Origin of the sequence: Pseudomonas fakonensis (assembly GCF_019139895.1) — a bacterium.
In the GTDB taxonomy this organism is placed as follows: Bacteria; Pseudomonadota; Gammaproteobacteria; order Pseudomonadales; family Pseudomonadaceae; genus Aquipseudomonas; species Aquipseudomonas fakonensis.
This window is the reverse complement of the sequence record NZ_CP077076.1, coordinates 3,714,117-3,732,150: the sequence shown is the minus strand read 5'-3', so window position 1 is coordinate 3,732,150 and position 18,034 is coordinate 3,714,117. Positions and strand designations below refer to the sequence as shown.

The window sequence follows — 18,034 nt, the reverse complement described above, 5'->3', positions numbered from 1 at the left end:
GGCCCGGTTCTTTTCATCGTTGAAGGATTGAATGATGCCTGTGCATCCTGACCTGGCCGCGTTCCTCGAACTGGCCGAACTGGGCCGCCTGAGCGGCGCCACCCGTGCCTTGCACGAACTGCCTGTGGACCAGGCGCGCGAGGTGTTCGAGCAGGCCTCGGACATTCTTGACCCGACCCCGCCGGGCGACCTGCAGGTGACCGCCCACCAGGTGCAGCTGGACGATGGCCAGGTGCTCGCTGCGCGGCTGTACCGGCCACAGGGCGCCCAGGGGGCGCTGCCGGTGATCTTCTACCTGCACGGTGGCGGTTATGTGGTCGGCAGCCTCGATTCCCATGACTCGATCTGCCGCCGCCTGGCCGCCGATGGGCGCTTTGCGGTGTTCGCGCCGGCCTATCGGCGTGCCCCGGAGCACCCGTTCCCCGGGCCTCTGGACGATGTGCGCGGCGCGGCCAACTGGCTGGCCGGGCAGGCCCAGGCCCTGCAACTGGATGTTGGGCGGGTGATCTTCGCCGGTGACAGCGTCGGTGCCAGCCTGGCCACGGTGCTGGCGATCATCGCGGCACGCGAACCTGAGCGCCTGCAATTGCAGCCCAAAGGGCAACTGCTGCTGTACCCGGTGACCGATATCAGCCATGAACGTGCTTCGCATCAGCGTTATGCCGAAGGCTACCTGCTGGAGACCGAGACCTTGCGTTGGTTCTACCAGCAGTATCTGGGCACCTCGGGGCGTGCCGATGACTGGCGGGTGTCGCCGTTGTTGCAGGGCGACCTGAGCGGCCTGGCGCCGGCTTACCTGGCGGTGGCCGAGTACGACCCGCTGTTTGACGAGGGTTTGGCCTATGCCCAGGCGCTGCGTGAGCAGGGCAATGCATTGACGCTGCAGGTCGCCGAAGGGCTGACCCATGACTTTTTGCGGATGTCGGGCATGGTGGAAGAGGTTGGCGCGATCTATGCCGGGCTGCTGGACTGGGCGTCGGCCAGGGTGGCCTGAGGGATAGCGCAGCTTTTCAGATATCAGGGCTGCCTTGCAGCCCATCGCGGCCGGACGGCGCCCCGGCAAGGCCGCTCCCACAGGATTGCGCAGAACCTGAATCCTGCGCTGTACCTGTAGGAGCGGCTTTAGCCGCGAACACCGGCGTAGCCGGTGCCAAACACCGCGTCGCCTGCTTCGCGGTGGTTCGGCACCCCGACAAGCCCCCTGCCTCAGGCAGAGGGTTGGTAACGCGGGGTATCACCACTTGTAGCTGAGTTCGGCGACCACGCTGCGGCCTTCGCCCAGGTTGCACGCCTGATAGAAGAAGCACGATGCCACGTAGTACTTGTCGGTCAGGTTGTTGACGTTGACCGCTGCCTGGGCCCCACGCAGGCTCGGGTCGAGCTTGCCCAGGTCATAGCGAACCGCCGCGTCCCACAGGGTGTAGGACGGCACCTTGAAGGTGTTCATGCTGTCACCGAAGGTCCAGCCGGTGTAGCGCACGCCCACGCCGATGCTCAGGCCCTGCAGCGGGTCGAACGGGATGGCGTAGTCAGCCCACAGCGAAGCCAGCTTGGCAGGGGCCTTGAACGGGCGTTTGCCTTCGTTACCGTCGTTGCTCTTGGTCACCTCGACGTCGCTGTAGGACAGCGAGCCGATCAGCTTCAGGTCGTCCATCACCGTGGTGATGGCTTCCAGCTCTGCACCTTTGGAGCGCACTTCGCCGGTCTGGATGCTGTTGAAGATATCGTCCGGGTCGGTGGTGACGGCGTTCTGCTTGGTCAGGTCATACACCGACAAGGTGATCTGGGTGTCGGTGCCCGGCGGCTGATAGCGCACACCCACTTCATACTGCTTGGCGGTTTCCGGCACGAACGGCTTGCTGCCCTGGCCCGGGCCGGTGGTGCCGACCACCGGATTGAACGACTCGCTGTAGCTGATGTACGGAGCAAAGCCGTTGTCGAACAGGTACACAAGGCCCGCACGGCCGGTGAAGTCGCGCCAGTGCTGGTCGGTGGTCTCGATGTCGGTGAAGCGGTCTTCGGTGCGGGTCCGCGCGCGGTCCTCGCGGCCGCCCACGGTCAACACCCAGCGATCCCACTTGAGCTGGTCCTGGAAGTAGTAGCCGACTTGGGTGACACGTTGCAGGTTGTTGACCCAGCTGGTGTTCACCGAGGTGTCCACCGGGCTGCCATAGGCCGGGTCGAACACGTTGATCGGCGAGGCATTGCCCCAGCGCTCGTTGCGGATCGACTTGCTCCAGCTGTAATCGATGCCGAACAGCGCGGTATGGGAAATCGGGCCGGTGTCGAAACGCGCCTGCAACTGGTTGTCCAGCGCCAGGTGGCTGCCGTAGGCATGGCGAATCTGCCACTGGCGGTTGATCGAGGCATTGGGCACGCCGTCGGGGCCGGTGATCAGGCCCGTGGAGCTTGCACCGAAGGAGCGCGCCAGGTAGTTCTCCTGGTTGTCATAGTCGCTCCAGCGCACATTCTGGCGCACGCTCCAGGTGTCGTTGAACTCGTGGCTGAACTCGTAGCCCAGCGAGGTGCTTTCGACTTCCTCGAAATCGAAACTCGGCTCGCCGACGAAGCGGTCCATGGGCACCTTGCCATAGGGGCTGGTGCCGTTGACGGCAGCCCAGGGAATGGTGGTAGGGGCCAACGCCTTGTTCTTCTGGTACGAGGCCAGCACGGTCAGGCTGGTCTGCTCGTTCGGTCGCCAGGTGAAGCTGGGAGCGATGTATGCGCGGTCGTCATCGGTGTGGTCGTACATGCCGTCGGCTTCGCGGCCCAGGCCGACCAGGCGGTACATCAGGGTCTTTTCATCGTCCAGCGGGCCGCTGATGTCGAACTTGGCCTGGCGGCGATTGCCGGTGCCGCCGGAGATGCCGATCTCGCCACGGTCATAGTCGGTGGGGCGCTTGGAGATCGAGTTGACCATGCCGCCGGGGTCGGCCTGGCCGTAGAGAATCGAGGTCGGGCCCTTGAGCACTTCGACCCGTTCCATGCCGTACGGCTCTTCGCTGAACATGCCGAAGAAGCCCAGCGGGCGCAGACGCAGGCCGTCACGGTAGGTGAAGGAAATGGCGTAGCCGCGCAGGTAGATGTTGTCGGCGGCGTTGTTGGCGCCGCCCGAGTCGGAGCGAATGCCCGAGGTGTAGCGCAGGGCCTGGTCCAGGCGCTGCACGCCCATGTCGTCCATCTGCTCGCGGGTCACCACCGAGATGGCCTGGGGGTTTTCCAGCATCGAGGAGTCGGTCTTGGTACCGGTGGCAGTGCGCCGGGCGACGTAGCCTTTGGTCTCGCCCCACGGCGAGTCGTTGAGGCGGCTGGAGGACACCAGGCTCGGGTCCAGGGTCATGGCGCTGGTGGAGTCCTGGCCGAGCACGGTCAGGGTATTGCCATCGAGGTTGTAGTGCAGAGGCGTGCCGCCCAGCAGCTGGCGCACCGCATCTTCCACCGTCAGCCGCCCGCGTACGCCTGAGGTGCTCAGGCTGTCGAGGGTGTCGGGGCTGTACAGCACCTGCAGGCCGGTCTGCTCGGCCAGACGCATCAGCGCGCTGGAAAGCGGCTGGGCGCCGATGCTGAAGTCGTAGGTCTGGGTTTGCGCCTGGGCTGCCAGGGACGTGGTCAGTGCCGAGGCCATGACCGCGGCCGGCAGGCCCAGGGACAGCGAACGCTTGAGCCACAGGGCTCGGGCAAGCGGAGATAGGGAAGGGCGGGACTGCACGTGTGGATGCTCCGAAGCGTTAAGTGGGAATAGTTTTTATTAGCTTTCAATGAAACGAACGAGCGGCGAAAAACCGGATGAAAATGTGAAAAAAAAGTAAACGAGGGGCATTGGCGGGGGTGCCGGTGGGCGCGGGGCAAGCCTGCGCCCACCGGCAAAGGGTCAGGCGGGTTCGGTTTCGGCCACCACGCGGCCGCGCTCCAGGCGCAACAGCTGGTCGGCCACCGGGAAGTAGCGGTCGTCGTGGGAGATGACGATGATGGTCTTGCCCAGGCGCTTGAGGTCGGGCAGCAGCTCGGTATAGAACACCTTCCTGAAGGTTGGGTCCTGGTCGGCGGCCCACTCGTCGAACACCAGCACCGGGCGACCTTCCAGCCAGGCATTGAGCAGCGCCAGGCGCTTGCGTTGGCCGGTGGACAGGTCGGTGGTGCTGAAGGCGCCGTCGAGCAACTGCACCTTGTGCGCCAGTTGCAGGCGGGCCAGGTACTTCTGCGCATCGTCAGGAGCGGCCTGCTCGCCACCGATCACCTCGTCGAACAGGTAGTAGTCGGCGAACACCGTGGTGAACAGTTGGCGGTAGTCGTCGCGGGTGCTGGCCACCACCGCCTGCCCGTTGACCGCCACATGCCCCTGGCTTGGCTCGTACAGGCCCAGCAGCAGCTTGATCAGGGTGGTCTTGCCGCAGCCGTTGCCACCGACGATGAACAGGATCTCTCCGGGCTGCACCTTGAAACTCACCGGCCCCACGCTGAAGGGTTCGACGCCCGGGCTTGCCGGGTAGGTGTAGGTGACGTCGACCAGCTCCAGGCTGTTTACGGCCTGGCCGCTGCTGCCCGGAGCGTTTTCCAGCAGCAGATGCGGTTCGGGCGAGGAAAACCGCTCGGACAGTTCGGCGATGCGGCGCAGGGCGATCTGCGCCTTGCTGACGATCGGCAGGGTGGTGATCAGGTGCTCCAGCGGGCCCTTCATGTAAAGCAGTACCAGCACGAAGCCGCTGATGACCGTCTTGTCGTTGGCCGGCCACATCGATTGCAGCGTCAGCGCCAGGCCGATGACCAGGAAGAACAGCATCGAGCCCAGGCTCTTGGCGATGACAAAGGTATTGATCGAGCGTACCTGGGTATCGCGGATGCCATCGGCCGTGGCGCGGATCCCGTGGTTGAGCATGCGCTGGCGGCGGGTGCGGTGGATACGCAGTTCCTTGGCGCCTTCGGCGATGGCCTGGTAGTGCTTTTGCAGCTGGTCTTCGGCATCACGGGCCGCGACGAAGCCCCGAATGCCCTTGGCCCGCGCGGCGTACTGGATGACGCTGCCAATGCCGATCGCCACCAGCACCAGCAGGAACATCGGCAACGACAGGTAGGCCAGGTAGCCCAGGCAGCCCAGGGTCACGGTGAGGGAGATCGCCAGCGGGGCGAACACGTAGGCAAAGTCGCTGACGGTGTCGACGTCATGGGTGAGCACCGGGATGAGCCGGTGGCTGCGGTACTGCTCGATCTGCTCGATGGGCGCGGCCAGGACCTTTTCGCCCAGCTGCTTGCGCAGCGCGGCGATCACATGCTGGCCCACGTAGTTGGTGCCGATGTCCGAGCAGATGCTGCTGAGCAGTGCCACCACGCACAGGCCGATGAATGCCAGGACCACGCCTTGCTGCAGCCCGCCCTCGTTGTGCAGGCCGTTGTTGATGGTCGCCAGCAAGGCGGTGATGCTCAGGCCGCCGAGCATCCCCAGCAGGGTGGCGACGCTCACCGTCGGCCAGAAGGGGCGCAGCAGGCCCAGCAGTTGGCGCAGCGCCCCGGGAGGTTGATGACTCATGGTGGCTCCCTGTCAGGCGCGGGTAAGGGCGATGGCGTCTGCATGCAGGGGCACCACCTGGGCGGTCCGCCCCAGTGCCTGGAACAGCGACTCGCCGATTTCCGCCGCGCGGCTGGGCAGTACCGACAGCAGGGTATCGCTCAGGCCGTGGCTGGTTTCGCAGAAGCCCTGCAGGTACACCGGCGTCTGCAGTTCGGCGCTGCACAGGGCGCGGTAGTCGCGCTCCACGGCAAAGTCCTGCAGGTAGCCCTGCAATGGCGCCAGCAGGTCGCGGTGCGAGCGGCGCTCGTAGCCGGTGGCCAGGATCACCGCGTCGTAGCGGTGGGTCTGCGACTGTTGGGTGGCCAGGTCCTGCAGGGTCAGCTCGATGCCTTCGGCGGTGGCGGTGGCGGCCTGCACCTGGCGGCGGCACAGCACGGCATGGCGGTACTGGTGGGCGACCTTCTGGCGGTAGAGGATGCCGTAGATGCGCTCGAGCAGGTCGATGTCGACCACCGAGTAGTTGGTGTTGTGGTACTCGGCGATCAGCTTCTCGCGTTCGGCCTGTTCCTGGTTGAACACCAGGTCGGTGTAGTCGGGGGCGAAGATCTCGTTGACGAACGGGCTGTCGTCGGCGGGCTTGAGGGCGCTGGCGCGCACGATCATGTCGACCTTGACCGACGGGAAGCTGTCGTTGAGGTCGATGAAGGCTTCGGCGGCGCTCTGCCCGGAGCCGACGATGGCGATGCGCATGGGCTTGCCTTCGTTGCACGGCAGGGTGGCCAGGCTGCTCAGGTAGCTGGAGTGGTGGAACACCCGCGCATCGTCCTTGAACGCGCTGAAGCTGGCCGGCACCTTGGGCGTGCCGCCGCTGCCAACCACCACCGAGCGGCTCAGGCGGGCGTGTTCGCGGCCCTGGGCATCGCGGGAAATCACCCGCAGGTGGCGGACCTTGCCGTCTTCCACGACCGGCTCGATGCGGTTGACTTCCTCGCCGTAGCGGGCCTGGGTGGCGAAGTGCTCGGCGGCCCAGCGCAGGTAGTCGTTGTACTCCAGGCGGCAGGGGTAGAAGGTGCCGAGGTTGATGAAATCGGCCAGGCGTTGTTTCTGGTGCAGGTAGTTGACGAAGCTGTAGGGGCTGGTGGGGTTGCGCAACGACACCAGGTCCTTGAGGAAGGAGATCTGCAGCTCGCTCTGGGTGGCCAGGGTGTTGCCGTGCCAGCGGTAGTCGCTCTGCTTGTCGATGAACAGCGCGTCGAGGGCGTGGCCGTGGGTTTCGGCAAGCTCTTCCAGGGCAATGGCCAGGGCCAGGTTGGAAGGGCCGAAGCCCACGCCGATGAGGTCGTGGATCTGCTGCGCGGAATGGGGCTGGCTCATGCTATCGGTTCCTTGAGGTGGCGGGGGAGGCCTGTGGCGCTCACCCCGGGCTGCGGGAGTACATCGATAGAACGAGAGGCGCAGGGGACAATTTAGCGCCGGCAGCGGGCCTTCAGAGCTCGCGCACGACCCTGAAGCCCAGCCAGTCCCCTGGGCGGCGCGGGGTCATCGCGTTGCGGTTGCCTGAGCGCGAAAAGATCGGCGCTTCGCCCCAGTCGTTGCCACGGATCTGCACCACCGTGCAGCTGTCGGCGCTGCGGGTGGAGCGGCCCCAGGCGCTGCCGTCGGTGGGGGCACCGATGTAGTTGTCGTGCAGGCAGTCTGCGACCCATTCATAGACGTTGCCATGCATGTCGTACATGCCGAAGGCATTGGGCGGGAAACTGCCCACCGGCGAGGTGTAGCTATAGCCGTCCTTGGGCCCGTAGACGTTGGCGTGGCGGCTGATCTGGTACTCGCCGTCCGGATCGAAGGGGAACGGGAACGGGCCGCTGCTGCCGGCGCGGGCGGCGTACTCGCGCTCGGACTCGGTGACCATGCGGTAGGTCTTGCCGGTTTTCTTCGACAGCCACTCCACGTAGTCCTGTACGTCGAAGTAAGTCATGCACACTGCGGGCTGGCGCGGGCCCTGCTTGTAGGTCGGCTTGCTGGCAGTGCACTTGCGCCCGGGGCGTACGTCGCCGTCCTGGATCACCGCGCCGCTCTGCTTGAGGTAGTTGTCCCACTCCTGGGCGGTGACCTGGAAGCGGCTCATGGCGAAGGCCTTGGCGAAGGTCACCTGGTGCAGCGGGCCTTCGTCGTCCTGGCGGCCCTGTTCGTCATCGGGGGTGCCCATCATGAAGCTGCCGGCGGGCAGCACGACCAGCTCCGGGCAGACGTCGGTGCAATCGCGAAACACCGTGCCGGGGGCGGGGCTGGTGCTGGCGGCCAGTGCCGGCAGGCTGCAGCTGGCGAGCAGGGCGGCAAGGGCGAGGCGGGGCAGGTGATTGTGCATGGGATGTCCTTTTCAAAGTTGCTGGGTGACCAGGGCCATGACCCGGTCGATCTGCTGTTCGTCGTTCAGCAGCCCCGGGGCCAGACGGATGACCGGGCCGACTTCGCGGTACACCGAATCGCACATCACCTGATTGGCGATCAGGTGAGCGGCGACGGCTGCGGGCTTCTTGCCGGGGATGCGGAAGAAGGTGAAACCTGCGGAAAATTCCGGGCTGCGCGGGGTCACCAGTTCGATCTGGCGGTGTTCGCTCAGGCGCGCCTTCAGCAGGCTGTTGAGCTGGTGGATACGTGCCTGCACATCGGCCTTGCCCAGTTGCAGGTGCAGCTTGAACGCTTCGCTGGCGGCCCAGCGGTGCTCGAAGGCGTGGTAGCCGCCAGGCGTCATGATGGTGGCGAAGTCCTCGTCGCGGGAGAAGGTGGCGAGGCTGGGGGTGAGGTGGTCCATGCGGGTGGAGGCGGCGCAGATGAGGCCGGTACCGCGCGGGCCGAACATCCACTTGTGGGTGCCGGCAATGAAGTAGTCGCAGTTGAAGTCGGCGAAGCGTGCGTTCTCCACGCCAAAACCGTGCACGCCGTCAACCACGTAGAGAATGCGCTCGGCCTCGCTGCGGTTGCGGTTGTGCCTGCGCACCAGCTCGCCGATCTCGCCGACCGGCAGCTTCACGCCGCTGCTCGAGTGCACCCAGGTCATGCCCAGCACCCGGGTTTCGGGGCGGATGTTCTGCTCGATGGTGCTCAGTACCTGGTCGGTGGACACTTCCCACGGTTTGTCGAACAGGCGGATCTTGCGCACGGGCGTGCCCTGGCGGCGGGTGCGGAACTCCAGGGCCTTGTAGGCCGAGTAGTGCTCGTGCTCGGTGATCAGGATTTCCTGCCCGGGGCCCACCTGCAGGCCGCTGTAGATCATCGCCAGGCCTTCGGTGGTGCTGCCGGTCAGGGCGATCTGGCGGGGGCCGACCTCAAGGTAGCGGCCAGCCCACTCGCGTACCTCGTCCTCGCGCTGCCATTCGTACTGGCTTTCCCAGTCCATCAGCACGGCAGGGTTGCGGTCGAGGTCGGCGCGGTGGCGGTCGATGGCTGCCTGCACCGGACGGGCGTGGGCGGTGATCAGGAAGTTGGCAAAATGCAGCACCTGCGGGTCCAGCGGGAACAGCTGGCGCAGGTTGCGCCACTTGTCGGTGCCGGCCAGCGGGGGTTCGGCGGCGGCCAGGGCCTCGGGCAACAGGGGCAGGGTGGCGGCCAGCAGGCTGGCCTGTTTCAGGAAGGTACGGCGGTTGCTCATCGAGGAGTGCTCAGCGGTTGGCGACGGGACGTGCGGATTTTTGTACCTGTTCCCAGGCGCGCAGGAAGTTGCCCGCCCAGAGTTTCGCGATGTCCGTCTCGCTGTAGCCGCGGGTCAGCAGCTCGGCGGTGACGTTGCGGATCTCGCTCACGTCCTTCCAGCCGTCCAGGCCGCCGCCGTCGTTGAAGTCGGAACTGATGCCGACGTGATCGATGCCGACCTTCTTCACCGTGTAGTCGATGGCATCGACGTACTGCTTGAGGGTGGCCTTGGGTTCTTCTTCGAGGATGCCGTACAGCGAGCTTGCGTATTCGCCGAAGCGCTGCTCGGGCCAGATGGCGATCACTGCGTCACCCGGCATCAGGGCGTTGGCCAGGCCTTGCAGCGGTTGCAGGTCGAAGCGCGCGCGCAGGGCGTCGAGCTTGTCCAGCACCGGCTTGCCGAGGGGCTTGAGGTACTGGCCGAAACCGACTACCTGGATGACCCCGCCGCTGTCGCGGATCAGTTGCATCTCTTTGTCCGACAGGTTGCGCGGGATGTCCACCAGGGCCCGTGGCGCCGAGTGCGAGGCGACCATCGGTGCGCGGGACAGGCGGGCGACGTCTTCCAGGGCCAGGGTGGACATTTGCGACACGTCGATGATCACCCCCAGGTCGTTGAGGCGCTTGACCGCCTGTTCGCCCAAAGGCGACAGGCCGCCCAGGGCATCGGCGGTGTCGTTGAAGAACGGCAGTGGGCGCGAGGAGTCGGCCCAGTCGTTGTTGCCGGTGTAGCTGAAGCCGAACATGCGCATGCCCCGTGCGGCCCACAGGTCGAGCTGGTTCAGGTCATCGCCCAGCGGGTAGGCATTGAGCATGCTGATGAAGATGGCGAACTTGCCTTCGCCATTGAGGCGGCGAAAGTCCTCGGGGCTGTAGGCGATGCCCACCTGGTTGGGGAAGTCGCGGACCATGCCGCTGATGATCTTGTAGCGCACCTCCTGCTCTTGCCGGGCAGCATCGACGAAGCCTGGGGTAGGGCGGTGCGGGGCGTTGGCGCCGTTCCAGATTTCCGGCCAGCCGAACACCGTCAGCGCAGCACCCGACAGGCGCCCGCGGCCGGCTTTGACCAGGTCGAACTGGCCTGGGCCGTCCTTGTCCAGCTCGCTGCCGCTGCTGCCCAGGTCCAGGGGCACGGTGATGTGGCTGTCGAACGAGAGCATATGTTCGTGCAGGGCTTCGGCCTGTTGGACGATCTTCAGCGGGTAGCCGGCTTCGCGCTGTTGCCAGTAGAAGTAGGCGGCACTCCCCAGGGCGACCGCCAGGGCCAGGGGCAGGCCGATGTACAGGGCTTTGCGGGAACGGGTCTTGGTCATTGCCATCTCGTTGCAGGGCTGATCGGGGCGAACCTGGCGCCGGGCGAAAGGGGCGGGCAGGGCTCGGGTATCAGGTGGACGAGTAGCGGGGCGGCAAATTTATCGGGGTTTTGTGTTAAAGAATGTTGCGCTGCTGCCGATAGGGCGGTTATCGAAAGGACCCATCTTCTAGAGGATCAGGGACATGGCAGGTATCAGCGCAATCACCATCAACACCGCGGCCACCCAGGCCAGCACTTCGACCGCCACCCAGGCGAGCGAGGACATCACCAAAGGCGTCAAGGCCGATATGGGCCAGGTGACCACCGGCAAGAGCGCCGCCGCTGGTGGCAAGGCCGAAGCCTCCGACAGCGGCAGCAGCGAGTCGGTCGAAGTCAAGACCCTGCGCGAACTGATCAAGCAGTTGCAAAAGCAACTGGCCGATGAGCAGAAGCAACTGGCGTCGTTGATGGCGCAGGCTGGTGACGACCCTGCCAAGCAGGCCCAGGTGGCGGCCAAGCAATCGAGCATCGCCACCCTGACCGGCCAGTTGCTGGCCGCGACCGGCAAGCTGCTCGAAGCCTTGACCAAGGACGGCGGCAGCAGCGCCGGCAGCGTGGTCGACACCCAGGCCTGAGTTGGCCTGGTCTGGCCTCATCGCCGGCAAGCCGGCTCCTACAGGGTCGTGCGATCCGTTGTAGGAGCCGGCTTGCCGGCGATGAGGCCCTTGAAGGTTACTCCCCACCCCCACTGGCCAATGCCTGGTTCACCGCCAGCCAACCATTGACCGCCGCCTCGCCGGCCTCGGCGAAGGCCCGTTCCAGCAGTTTCACCTGCTCGCGACGCAGCGCCTGTTCCAGGCGTGCCCCTTCCTCGGTCAGCTCCAGCAGGCGCATGCGCTTGTCGGCTTGCGACGCCACGCTGTGCACCAGGCGCATCTCCGTCAGCTGACGCAGCGGCATGTTCAGCGCCTGCTTGCTCACGCCCAGCACCTCCAGCAGCGCCTTCACGCTCAACTGCGGGTAGCGTGCGATGAAAAACAAAATGCGCTGGTGCACCCGGCCCAACCCTCGGCGCTCGAGCATCTCGTCGGGTTTGGCGGTGAACGCCTGGTAGCCGAAGAAGAAGGCTTCCATGGCCTGTTGCTGGCAGGCGGGGTTTTTAAGGTCAATCATATTGACTTATCCGTGGCGGGCATCGTAATTTCGGTCAATCAGTTTGACGTATTTCCCCAACGCCTCGCTACTGGTGACCCCCATGGCCTTTTCCGAACGTGTCACGCGCCTCAAGAGTTCTTTGATCCGAGAAATCCTCGCGGCAGCCCAGCGCCCGGGGGTGATGTCGTTTGCCGGCGGGCTGCCGGCCGAGTCGATGCTGCCCAAGGTGCAGTGGGACGACCTGCCGCTGGGCATGGGCCAGTACGGCATGAGCGAGGGTGAACCGGCCCTGCGCGAGGCCCTGGCGGCCGAGGCGCGGGCCCAGGGCATCGACTGCCAGGCCAGCCAGGTGCTGGTGCTCAGCGGCTCGCAGCAGGCCTTGGACCTGGCGGCCAAGCTGTACCTGGACAAGGGCACTCCGGTGTTGCTGGAGGCGCCGACCTACCTGGCCGCACTGCAGAACTTTCAGCTGTTCGGCGCCGACTGCCTGGCGCTGCCGATGCAGGCCGATGGCCCGGACCTTGCGGCCATGCGCCAACGCCTTGAACAGCAGCGCCCGGCTTTCGTCTACCTGATCCCGACCTTCCAGAACCCTTCGGGCCTGCGCTACAGCCAGGCCAAGCGCGAGGCGGTGGCGGCGTTGCTGGACGAGTTCGGCGTGACCCTGATCGAGGACGAGCCATACCGCGAGCTGAGCTTTGACGGCGCCAGCGCCACGCCCATCGCCGGGCGCCTGCGCAAGGCCAGCTGGATCTACACCGGTACCGCCTCGAAAACCCTGCTACCGGGCCTGCGGGTGGGCTACCTGATCGCCAGCCCCGACCTGTTCCCCTACCTGCTGCGCCTGAAGCAGGCCGCCGACCTGCACACCAACCGCATCGGCCAGTGGCAGGTACTGCAGTGGCTGGGCAGTGAAAAACACCAGCAGCACCTGGCGACCCTGCGCAGCTATTATCGCGACCGGCGTGATGCGTTCCAGGACGCACTGCACACGCATTTCGCTGACCTTGCCGAGTGGCAGGTGCCTGAGGGCGGGTTGTTCTTCTGGCTGACCCTCAAGCAGCCGCTGGATACCCGCACGCTGTTGCCGGCGGCGCTGGCGGTGGATGTGGCGTTCATGCCGGGGGAGGCGTTCTTCCCCGAGCCGGACCGGCACCTGGGGCATATGCGCTTGAACTTCAGCCATGTGCAGCCTGAGCTGCTGGATGAGGGGTTGCGGCGTTTGGCGCAGGTGGTGCGCGAGGGGGTGCAGGGCAGGGCGGCATAGGGGGTATGGCTGTTGTGGCCCTATCGCCGGCAAGCCGGCTCTCTTAGAACAAACTGCAACTCATTGATTTAACGCGGTCCCTGTGGGAAGCGGCCTCGTGTCGCGATGGGCTGCGCAGCAGCCCCGGCAATCTTGCATGAGGCCGAGACCTTGGGGCCGCTTCGCGCCCCATCGCGACCGGACGGCGCCCCGGGAAGGCCGCTCAGGGTGTGAGGCGGGCTTGCGAACGGGCATTTGTGGGCCATCCTTGAACCAGCCAACTCAAGGAGGAACAGGTATGTCCAAGCTCCGTTTCATCCCCGCCATGCTGCTGGGCGCCATGGCCCTGGCGCTGACCGCCTGCAGCAGCATCGATGCGCACACCACCGAATACGTCGGCGCCCCGCACCCGGCGCCGACCGCGCCGGGCAACGTCGAGATCCTGCGCAGCGAACCCACCCGGCCCCATGTGCGTTTGGGCGAAATCCTGGTCAGCGCCGGCACCGAGCCTGCGGCCTCGGTCAGCGCGATCGAGCAGAAGCTGCGCAGCGAGGCGGCGGCTATCGGCGGCGATGCGGTGGTGGTGGTTTACGACCGTATCCAGCCCGTGGCTGCCTATGTGCGCGGGCCGATGTGGGACCGGGATATCGAGTCGGTAGAAGGGCGCAAGCTGAAGGGGATCGTCATTCGTTATACGCGGTGAGGCGGCGGTCAGCGGTTGCCCCCACAAGCCTCAATAAAAAGGCGTTTCTGGCAAGGGCTTCCAGGCCGAGGCGGGTTTATCGATTTCGCGCAGAATATCTGCAGTCGGTATCCACATCGAATGGCTGAAGTAGATCTTGTAGATGAAGTTGGCGATCCGTGCCTTGCACGGGACCGACTCCCGCTGAGCCAGCATGTGCCGGAGTTCGGTGCTGTCGAGGTCGCGCTGCGAGCCACCCTCATCGAGCGTCAAGCTGAGGCTGCCTCGGGTGGCGAACCGGTAGGGTGGCCCGGGTGTGCGGCCTTTGCCACCGATATCGCCCCAGAAGGACTTTTCGATTTCGTGGTCTGCGCTGAACAGCGGATCACCGTCCAGCGAGCAGATCAGAAAGTTGGTGATCTGGCCGGTGCCTCGGTCGTCGACGAGGACATTCAACAGGTCCATGTCGGCGCTGTAGTGGATGACATAGTCATTGCTGCCAATGCGCTCGATGTCCAGATAGGTCAGGTGGGCTCTGGGCCTTCCGGATTCGCAGGCGCAGAGCAGCAGCAGGGTGACGATCAAGATTGGGCGCGCTGTCATCTGTTCAACGACTTTGCGTAGCAGGGCATTCATCACAACGTCCATGTGTATTTTGCGCGGCGGATTCTGCCGCAACTGGCATTGCTGCTCAACCCGCCCGTCAGGGGCGCGGTCGGGCGCCGAACACCCGCCAACACTTCCTGGCAAAAATCCCGGATAATGCCGGCCATTTTCCGCCCCGCTTCCTGGTACCCCTTCGCATGGAAATCAAGGTCAATTTTCTCGACAACCTTCGTCTCGAAGCCAAGTTCTACGACTTCACGGTGATCGCCGACCAGCCGATCCGCTACAAGGGCGACGGCTCGGCGCCGGGGCCGTTCGACTACTTCCTGGCGTCCTCGGCGCTGTGCGCGGCGTACTTCGTCAAGCTGTACTGCCAGACCCGCGACATCCCCACCGAGAACATCCGCCTGTCGCAGAACAACATCGTCGACCCGGAGAACCGCTACAACCAGATCTTCAAGATCCAGGTCGAGCTGCCCGAGGACATCAGCGAGAAGGACCGCCAGGGCATCCTGCGTTCCATCGACCGCTGCACGGTGAAGAAGGTGGTGCAGACCGGCCCTGAGTTCATCATCGAGCAGGTCGAAAACCTCGACGCCGACGCCCAGGCGCTGCTGATGCCGGTGTCCGACAGCCAGACCCTGATCGCCGGCAAGGACCTGCCGCTGGAGCAGACCATCGCCAACATGTCGGCGATCCTCGCCGGGCTCGGCATGAAGATCGAGATCGCCTCGTGGCGCAACATCGTGCCCAACGTGTGGTCGCTGCATGTGCGCGACGCGCAGTCGCCGATGTGCTTCACCAACGGCAAGGGCGCCACCAAGGAAGCCGCGCTGGCCTCGGCGCTGGGCGAGTTCATCGAGCGGTTGAACTGCAACTTCTTCTACAACGACCAGTTCTGGGGTGAGGACATCGCCAACGCGCCGTTCGTGCACTACCCGAACGAGCAGTGGTTCCTGCCCGGGCCGAAGGACGCGCTGCCCGCCGAGATTCTCGATGAATACTGCCTGGAGATCTTCAACCCGGACGGCGAGTTGCGCGGCTCGCACCTGTACGACACCAACTCGGGCAACAAGGCGCGGGGCATCTGCTCGCTGCCGTTCGTGCGCCAGTCGGACGGTGAGACGGTGTACTTCCCGTCCAACCTGATCGAGAACCTGTACCTGAGCAACGGCATGAGCGCCGGCAACACCTTGGCCGAGGCCCAGGTGCAGTGCCTGTCGGAGATTTTCGAGCGGGCGGTGAAGCGCGAAATCCTCGAAGGCGAGCTGTGCCTGCCAGACGTGCCGCAGGCGGTGCTGGCCAAGTACCCGGGCATCGTCGCCGGCATTCAGGGGCTGGAGGAGCAGGGCTTCCCGGTGCTGGTCAAGGATGCTTCGCTGGGCGGTGAGTTCCCGGTGATGTGCGTGACCTTGATGAACCCGCGCACTGGTGGCGTGTTCGCCTCGTTCGGCGCCCACCCAAGCTTTGAGGTGGCGTTGGAGCGCAGCCTTACCGAGCTGCTGCAGGGGCGTAGCTTCGAGGGCCTGAACGACCTGCCGCAACCGACCTTCGACAGCCTGGCGCTGACCGAGCCGAACAACTTCGTCGAGCACTTCATCGACTCCAGTGGTGTGGTGTCGTGGCGCTTCTTTGGTGCCAGGCCCGACTTCGAGTTCGTCGAGTGGGACTTCTCGGGCGAGGGGCAGGACTCCAACGTGCAGGAAGCGCAGACGTTGTTCGGCATCCTCGAGGAGCAGGGCAAGGAGGTGTACATGGCGGTGTACACCGACCTGGGCGCCACGGCTTGCCGCATTCTGGTGCCGGGTTATTCGGAAATCTACCCGGTGGAGGACCTGATCTGGGACAACACCAACCGGGCGCTGGAATTCCGTAGCGACATCCTCAACCTGCACAAGCTCGACAACCGCAACCTGAAGCTGTTGCTCAAGCGCCTGGACAACGCCGAGGTGGACGATTACACCACCATCACCACGCTGATTGGCGTGGAGTTCGACGACAACACGGTGTGGGGCCAGCTGACCATTCTTGAGCTGAAGCTGCTGGTGCACCTGGTGCTGCAGCGTTTCGACGATGCCAAGGAACTGGTGGAGATGTTCCTGCAGTTCAACGACAACACGGTCGAGCGTGGGTTGTTCTACCAGGCGCTGAACGTGGTGCTGGAGGTGGTGTTGGATGACGAGTTGGAGATGGCCGACTACGAGGGCAATTTCCGTCGCATGTTCGGTAACGAGCGGATGGATGCGGTGCTGGGGTCGGTGGATGGCAGTGTGCGGTTCCATGGGCTGACGCCTACCAGCATGAAGCTTGAGGGGCTTGATCGGCATTTGCGGTTGGTGGAGAGCTACAAGAAGCTGCATGCGGCGCGGGGTAGGGTTGCTCAGGGTTGACCTACGCAATCCCGCAGTGAAGCCTCCTGAAGTCGCGAAGTTAGTGGCGGCGCCTGTGCTGGCGCAGCTCGGTTGCTAGTTGCATTTGTGGGGCCTCAGGATTGCAATCGCCGGCAAGCCGGCTCCTACAGGGGGACGCGTTTTCCAAATTAACGCGTTCCACTGTAGGAGCCGGCTTGCCGGCGATAGGGCCAGAACAAACAACACATCAATAACAATTAAACCAACATCCCAGCTCTTGATCTGGCTCTTGATCTGGCTCTTGATCTGGCTCTTGATCTGGCTCTTGATCTTGCTTCTAAGCGCGCGATAGTTCAGGCAACACAAATCGCGACTTCAGGAGGCCGAGCGTAGGGCTTGCGTAGGAGGGCGACCGGCATGGATGCCGGTCGAGCGCCGATCGGGCCAGGGACGGCCCGTCGGCGCGTACCTCCGGAGCAAGCCCGGAGCGAGGGAACCCCCGAAGCGCAGCGTAGGGGGCCGGATGATGGGAGCAGGCGGCTTTGGTTACTTTGGCCGTCCAAAGTAACCCGCCGTAAGGGCGGAAAGGTGACGAAAAGCCTTCATCGTCAATGAATGAGCATACATCTCCCAAAGCAATCACCATAAAACCCCGACCCCGACCCCGACCCCGAACTCAAAACCCCACCCCCCTATCCCAACCCCCGGCATTTCCCCTAACCTTGTAACCCCCATCCAGTCACATGGCAGGCTCATGGAAAAGGTCATCATCATCACCGGCGCCAGCCGCGGCATCGGTGCCGCCACCGCAATAATGGCCGCACATCAAGGCTACCGCATCTGCATCAACTACCATGCCGACGACCAGGCCGCCGACTCGGTGTTGGCCCAGGTCCGCGCCCTCGGCGCCACGGCCATCGCGGTACGTGCCGACGCCAGCGTCGAAGATGAAGTGGTGCGCATGTTCCAGCGCGTCGACCACGACCTCGGCCCGGTCACCGCGCTGGTCAACAACGCCGGCACCATCGCCACGCAAAGCCGCGTCGAGGACATGTCCGAATTCCGCCTGCTCAAAATCATGAAAACCAATGTGGTCGGCCCCATGCTTTGCGCCAAGCACGCGCTGCTGCGCATGGCCCGGCGCCACGGCGGGCAAGGCGGGGCGATCGTCAACGTATCGTCGGTGGCCGCTCGGCTAGGCTCGCCCAACGAGTACGTCGACTACGCGGCCTCCAAGGGCGCACTGGACACCTTCACCCTTGGCCTGGCCAAGGAGGTGGCCGGCGAGGGCGTGCGCGTCAATGGCGTGCGCCCAGGCTACATCCACACCGGTTTCCACGCCCTGAGCGGCGACGCAGGGCGTGTCGCCAAGCTGGAACCTGGCCTGCCCATGGGCCGCGGCGGGCAGCCGGAGGAGGTGGCCGAAGCCATACTGTGGCTGCTGTCGGACAAGGCGTCCTATTCCACCGGCAGCTTCCTCGACCTGGGCGGGGGCCGCTGA

General features: G+C 64.9%; 14 protein-coding genes. 6 read left to right on the top strand and 8 right to left on the bottom strand.

The window, feature by feature from the left end; translation table 11 throughout:
• Window positions 1-34: 34 nt before the first annotated feature.
• A complete protein-coding gene (locus KSS94_RS16455) occupies window positions 35-994 on the top strand; it encodes an alpha/beta hydrolase (RefSeq protein WP_217839156.1) in 960 nt (319 codons plus the stop codon).
• A gap of 240 nt (window positions 995-1,234) precedes the next feature.
• On the opposite strand, the gene KSS94_RS16450 is transcribed toward KSS94_RS16455, so the two are convergent.
• From KSS94_RS16450 to pvdM, 6 genes are all read right to left on the bottom strand, one after another.
• Complete coding sequence (locus KSS94_RS16450; protein ID WP_217839155.1) at window positions 1,235-3,709, bottom strand: TonB-dependent siderophore receptor; 2,475 nt, start codon at window positions 3,707-3,709, stop codon at window positions 1,235-1,237.
• A 162-nt stretch (window positions 3,710-3,871) separates the two neighbouring features.
• Window positions 3,872-5,524: a cyclic peptide export ABC transporter gene (locus KSS94_RS16445; protein ID WP_217839154.1), complete on the bottom strand. Its 1,653-nt coding sequence runs from the start codon at window positions 5,522-5,524 to the stop codon at window positions 3,872-3,874.
• Window positions 5,525-5,536: 12 nt separating this feature from the next.
• A complete protein-coding gene (locus KSS94_RS16440; protein ID WP_217839153.1) occupies window positions 5,537-6,880 on the bottom strand; it encodes a lysine N(6)-hydroxylase/L-ornithine N(5)-oxygenase family protein in 1,344 nt (447 codons plus the stop codon).
• 112 nt (window positions 6,881-6,992) lie between these two features.
• On the bottom strand, window positions 6,993-7,874 hold the full coding sequence (gene pvdO, locus KSS94_RS16435; RefSeq protein WP_217839152.1) for a dihydropyoverdine dehydrogenase: 882 nt from the start codon (window positions 7,872-7,874) through the stop codon (window positions 6,993-6,995).
• 12 nt (window positions 7,875-7,886) lie between these two features.
• Window positions 7,887-9,158 carry a pyoverdine-tailoring periplasmic protein PvdN gene (gene pvdN, locus KSS94_RS16430; protein ID WP_217839151.1) on the bottom strand — a complete coding sequence of 424 codons (1,272 nt, stop codon included), beginning with the start codon at window positions 9,156-9,158 and terminating at the stop codon, window positions 7,887-7,889.
• 10 nt (window positions 9,159-9,168) lie between these two features.
• Window positions 9,169-10,512, bottom strand: a complete 1,344-nt coding sequence (gene pvdM, locus KSS94_RS16425) for a pyoverdine-tailoring dipeptidase-like protein PvdM (protein WP_217839150.1) — start codon at window positions 10,510-10,512, stop codon at window positions 9,169-9,171.
• Between the two features lie 184 nt (window positions 10,513-10,696).
• Between pvdM and KSS94_RS16420 the strand changes: the two genes are divergently transcribed.
• Entirely contained in the window at window positions 10,697-11,128 is a 432-nt protein-coding gene (locus KSS94_RS16420) for a hypothetical protein (protein ID WP_217839149.1), read from the top strand.
• A gap of 97 nt (window positions 11,129-11,225) precedes the next feature.
• Here KSS94_RS16420 and KSS94_RS16415 read toward each other — a convergent pair whose 3' ends face one another.
• On the bottom strand, window positions 11,226-11,666 hold the full coding sequence (locus KSS94_RS16415; protein WP_217839148.1) for a MarR family winged helix-turn-helix transcriptional regulator: 441 nt from the start codon (window positions 11,664-11,666) through the stop codon (window positions 11,226-11,228).
• An 82-nt stretch (window positions 11,667-11,748) separates the two neighbouring features.
• Between KSS94_RS16415 and KSS94_RS16410 the strand changes: the two genes are divergently transcribed.
• Together KSS94_RS16410 and KSS94_RS16405 are read left to right on the top strand one after the other, a co-directional pair.
• Window positions 11,749-12,915, top strand: a complete 1,167-nt coding sequence (locus KSS94_RS16410) for an aminotransferase-like domain-containing protein (RefSeq protein ID WP_217839147.1) — start codon at window positions 11,749-11,751, stop codon at window positions 12,913-12,915.
• A 277-nt stretch (window positions 12,916-13,192) separates the two neighbouring features.
• Window positions 13,193-13,597: a hypothetical protein gene (locus KSS94_RS16405; protein ID WP_217839146.1), complete on the top strand. Its 405-nt coding sequence runs from the start codon at window positions 13,193-13,195 to the stop codon at window positions 13,595-13,597.
• A gap of 30 nt (window positions 13,598-13,627) precedes the next feature.
• On the opposite strand, the gene KSS94_RS16400 is transcribed toward KSS94_RS16405, so the two are convergent.
• Window positions 13,628-14,212, bottom strand: a complete 585-nt coding sequence (locus tag KSS94_RS16400; RefSeq protein WP_217839145.1) for a hypothetical protein — start codon at window positions 14,210-14,212, stop codon at window positions 13,628-13,630.
• A gap of 167 nt (window positions 14,213-14,379) precedes the next feature.
• Here KSS94_RS16400 and KSS94_RS16395 point away from each other — a divergent pair, with 167 nt between their 5' ends.
• On the top strand, window positions 14,380-16,572 hold the full coding sequence (locus KSS94_RS16395; protein ID WP_217839144.1) for an OsmC domain/YcaO domain-containing protein: 2,193 nt from the start codon (window positions 14,380-14,382) through the stop codon (window positions 16,570-16,572).
• A 715-nt stretch (window positions 16,573-17,287) separates the two neighbouring features.
• Window positions 17,288-18,034: an SDR family oxidoreductase gene (locus KSS94_RS16390; RefSeq protein ID WP_217839143.1), complete on the top strand. Its 747-nt coding sequence runs from the start codon at window positions 17,288-17,290 to the stop codon at window positions 18,032-18,034.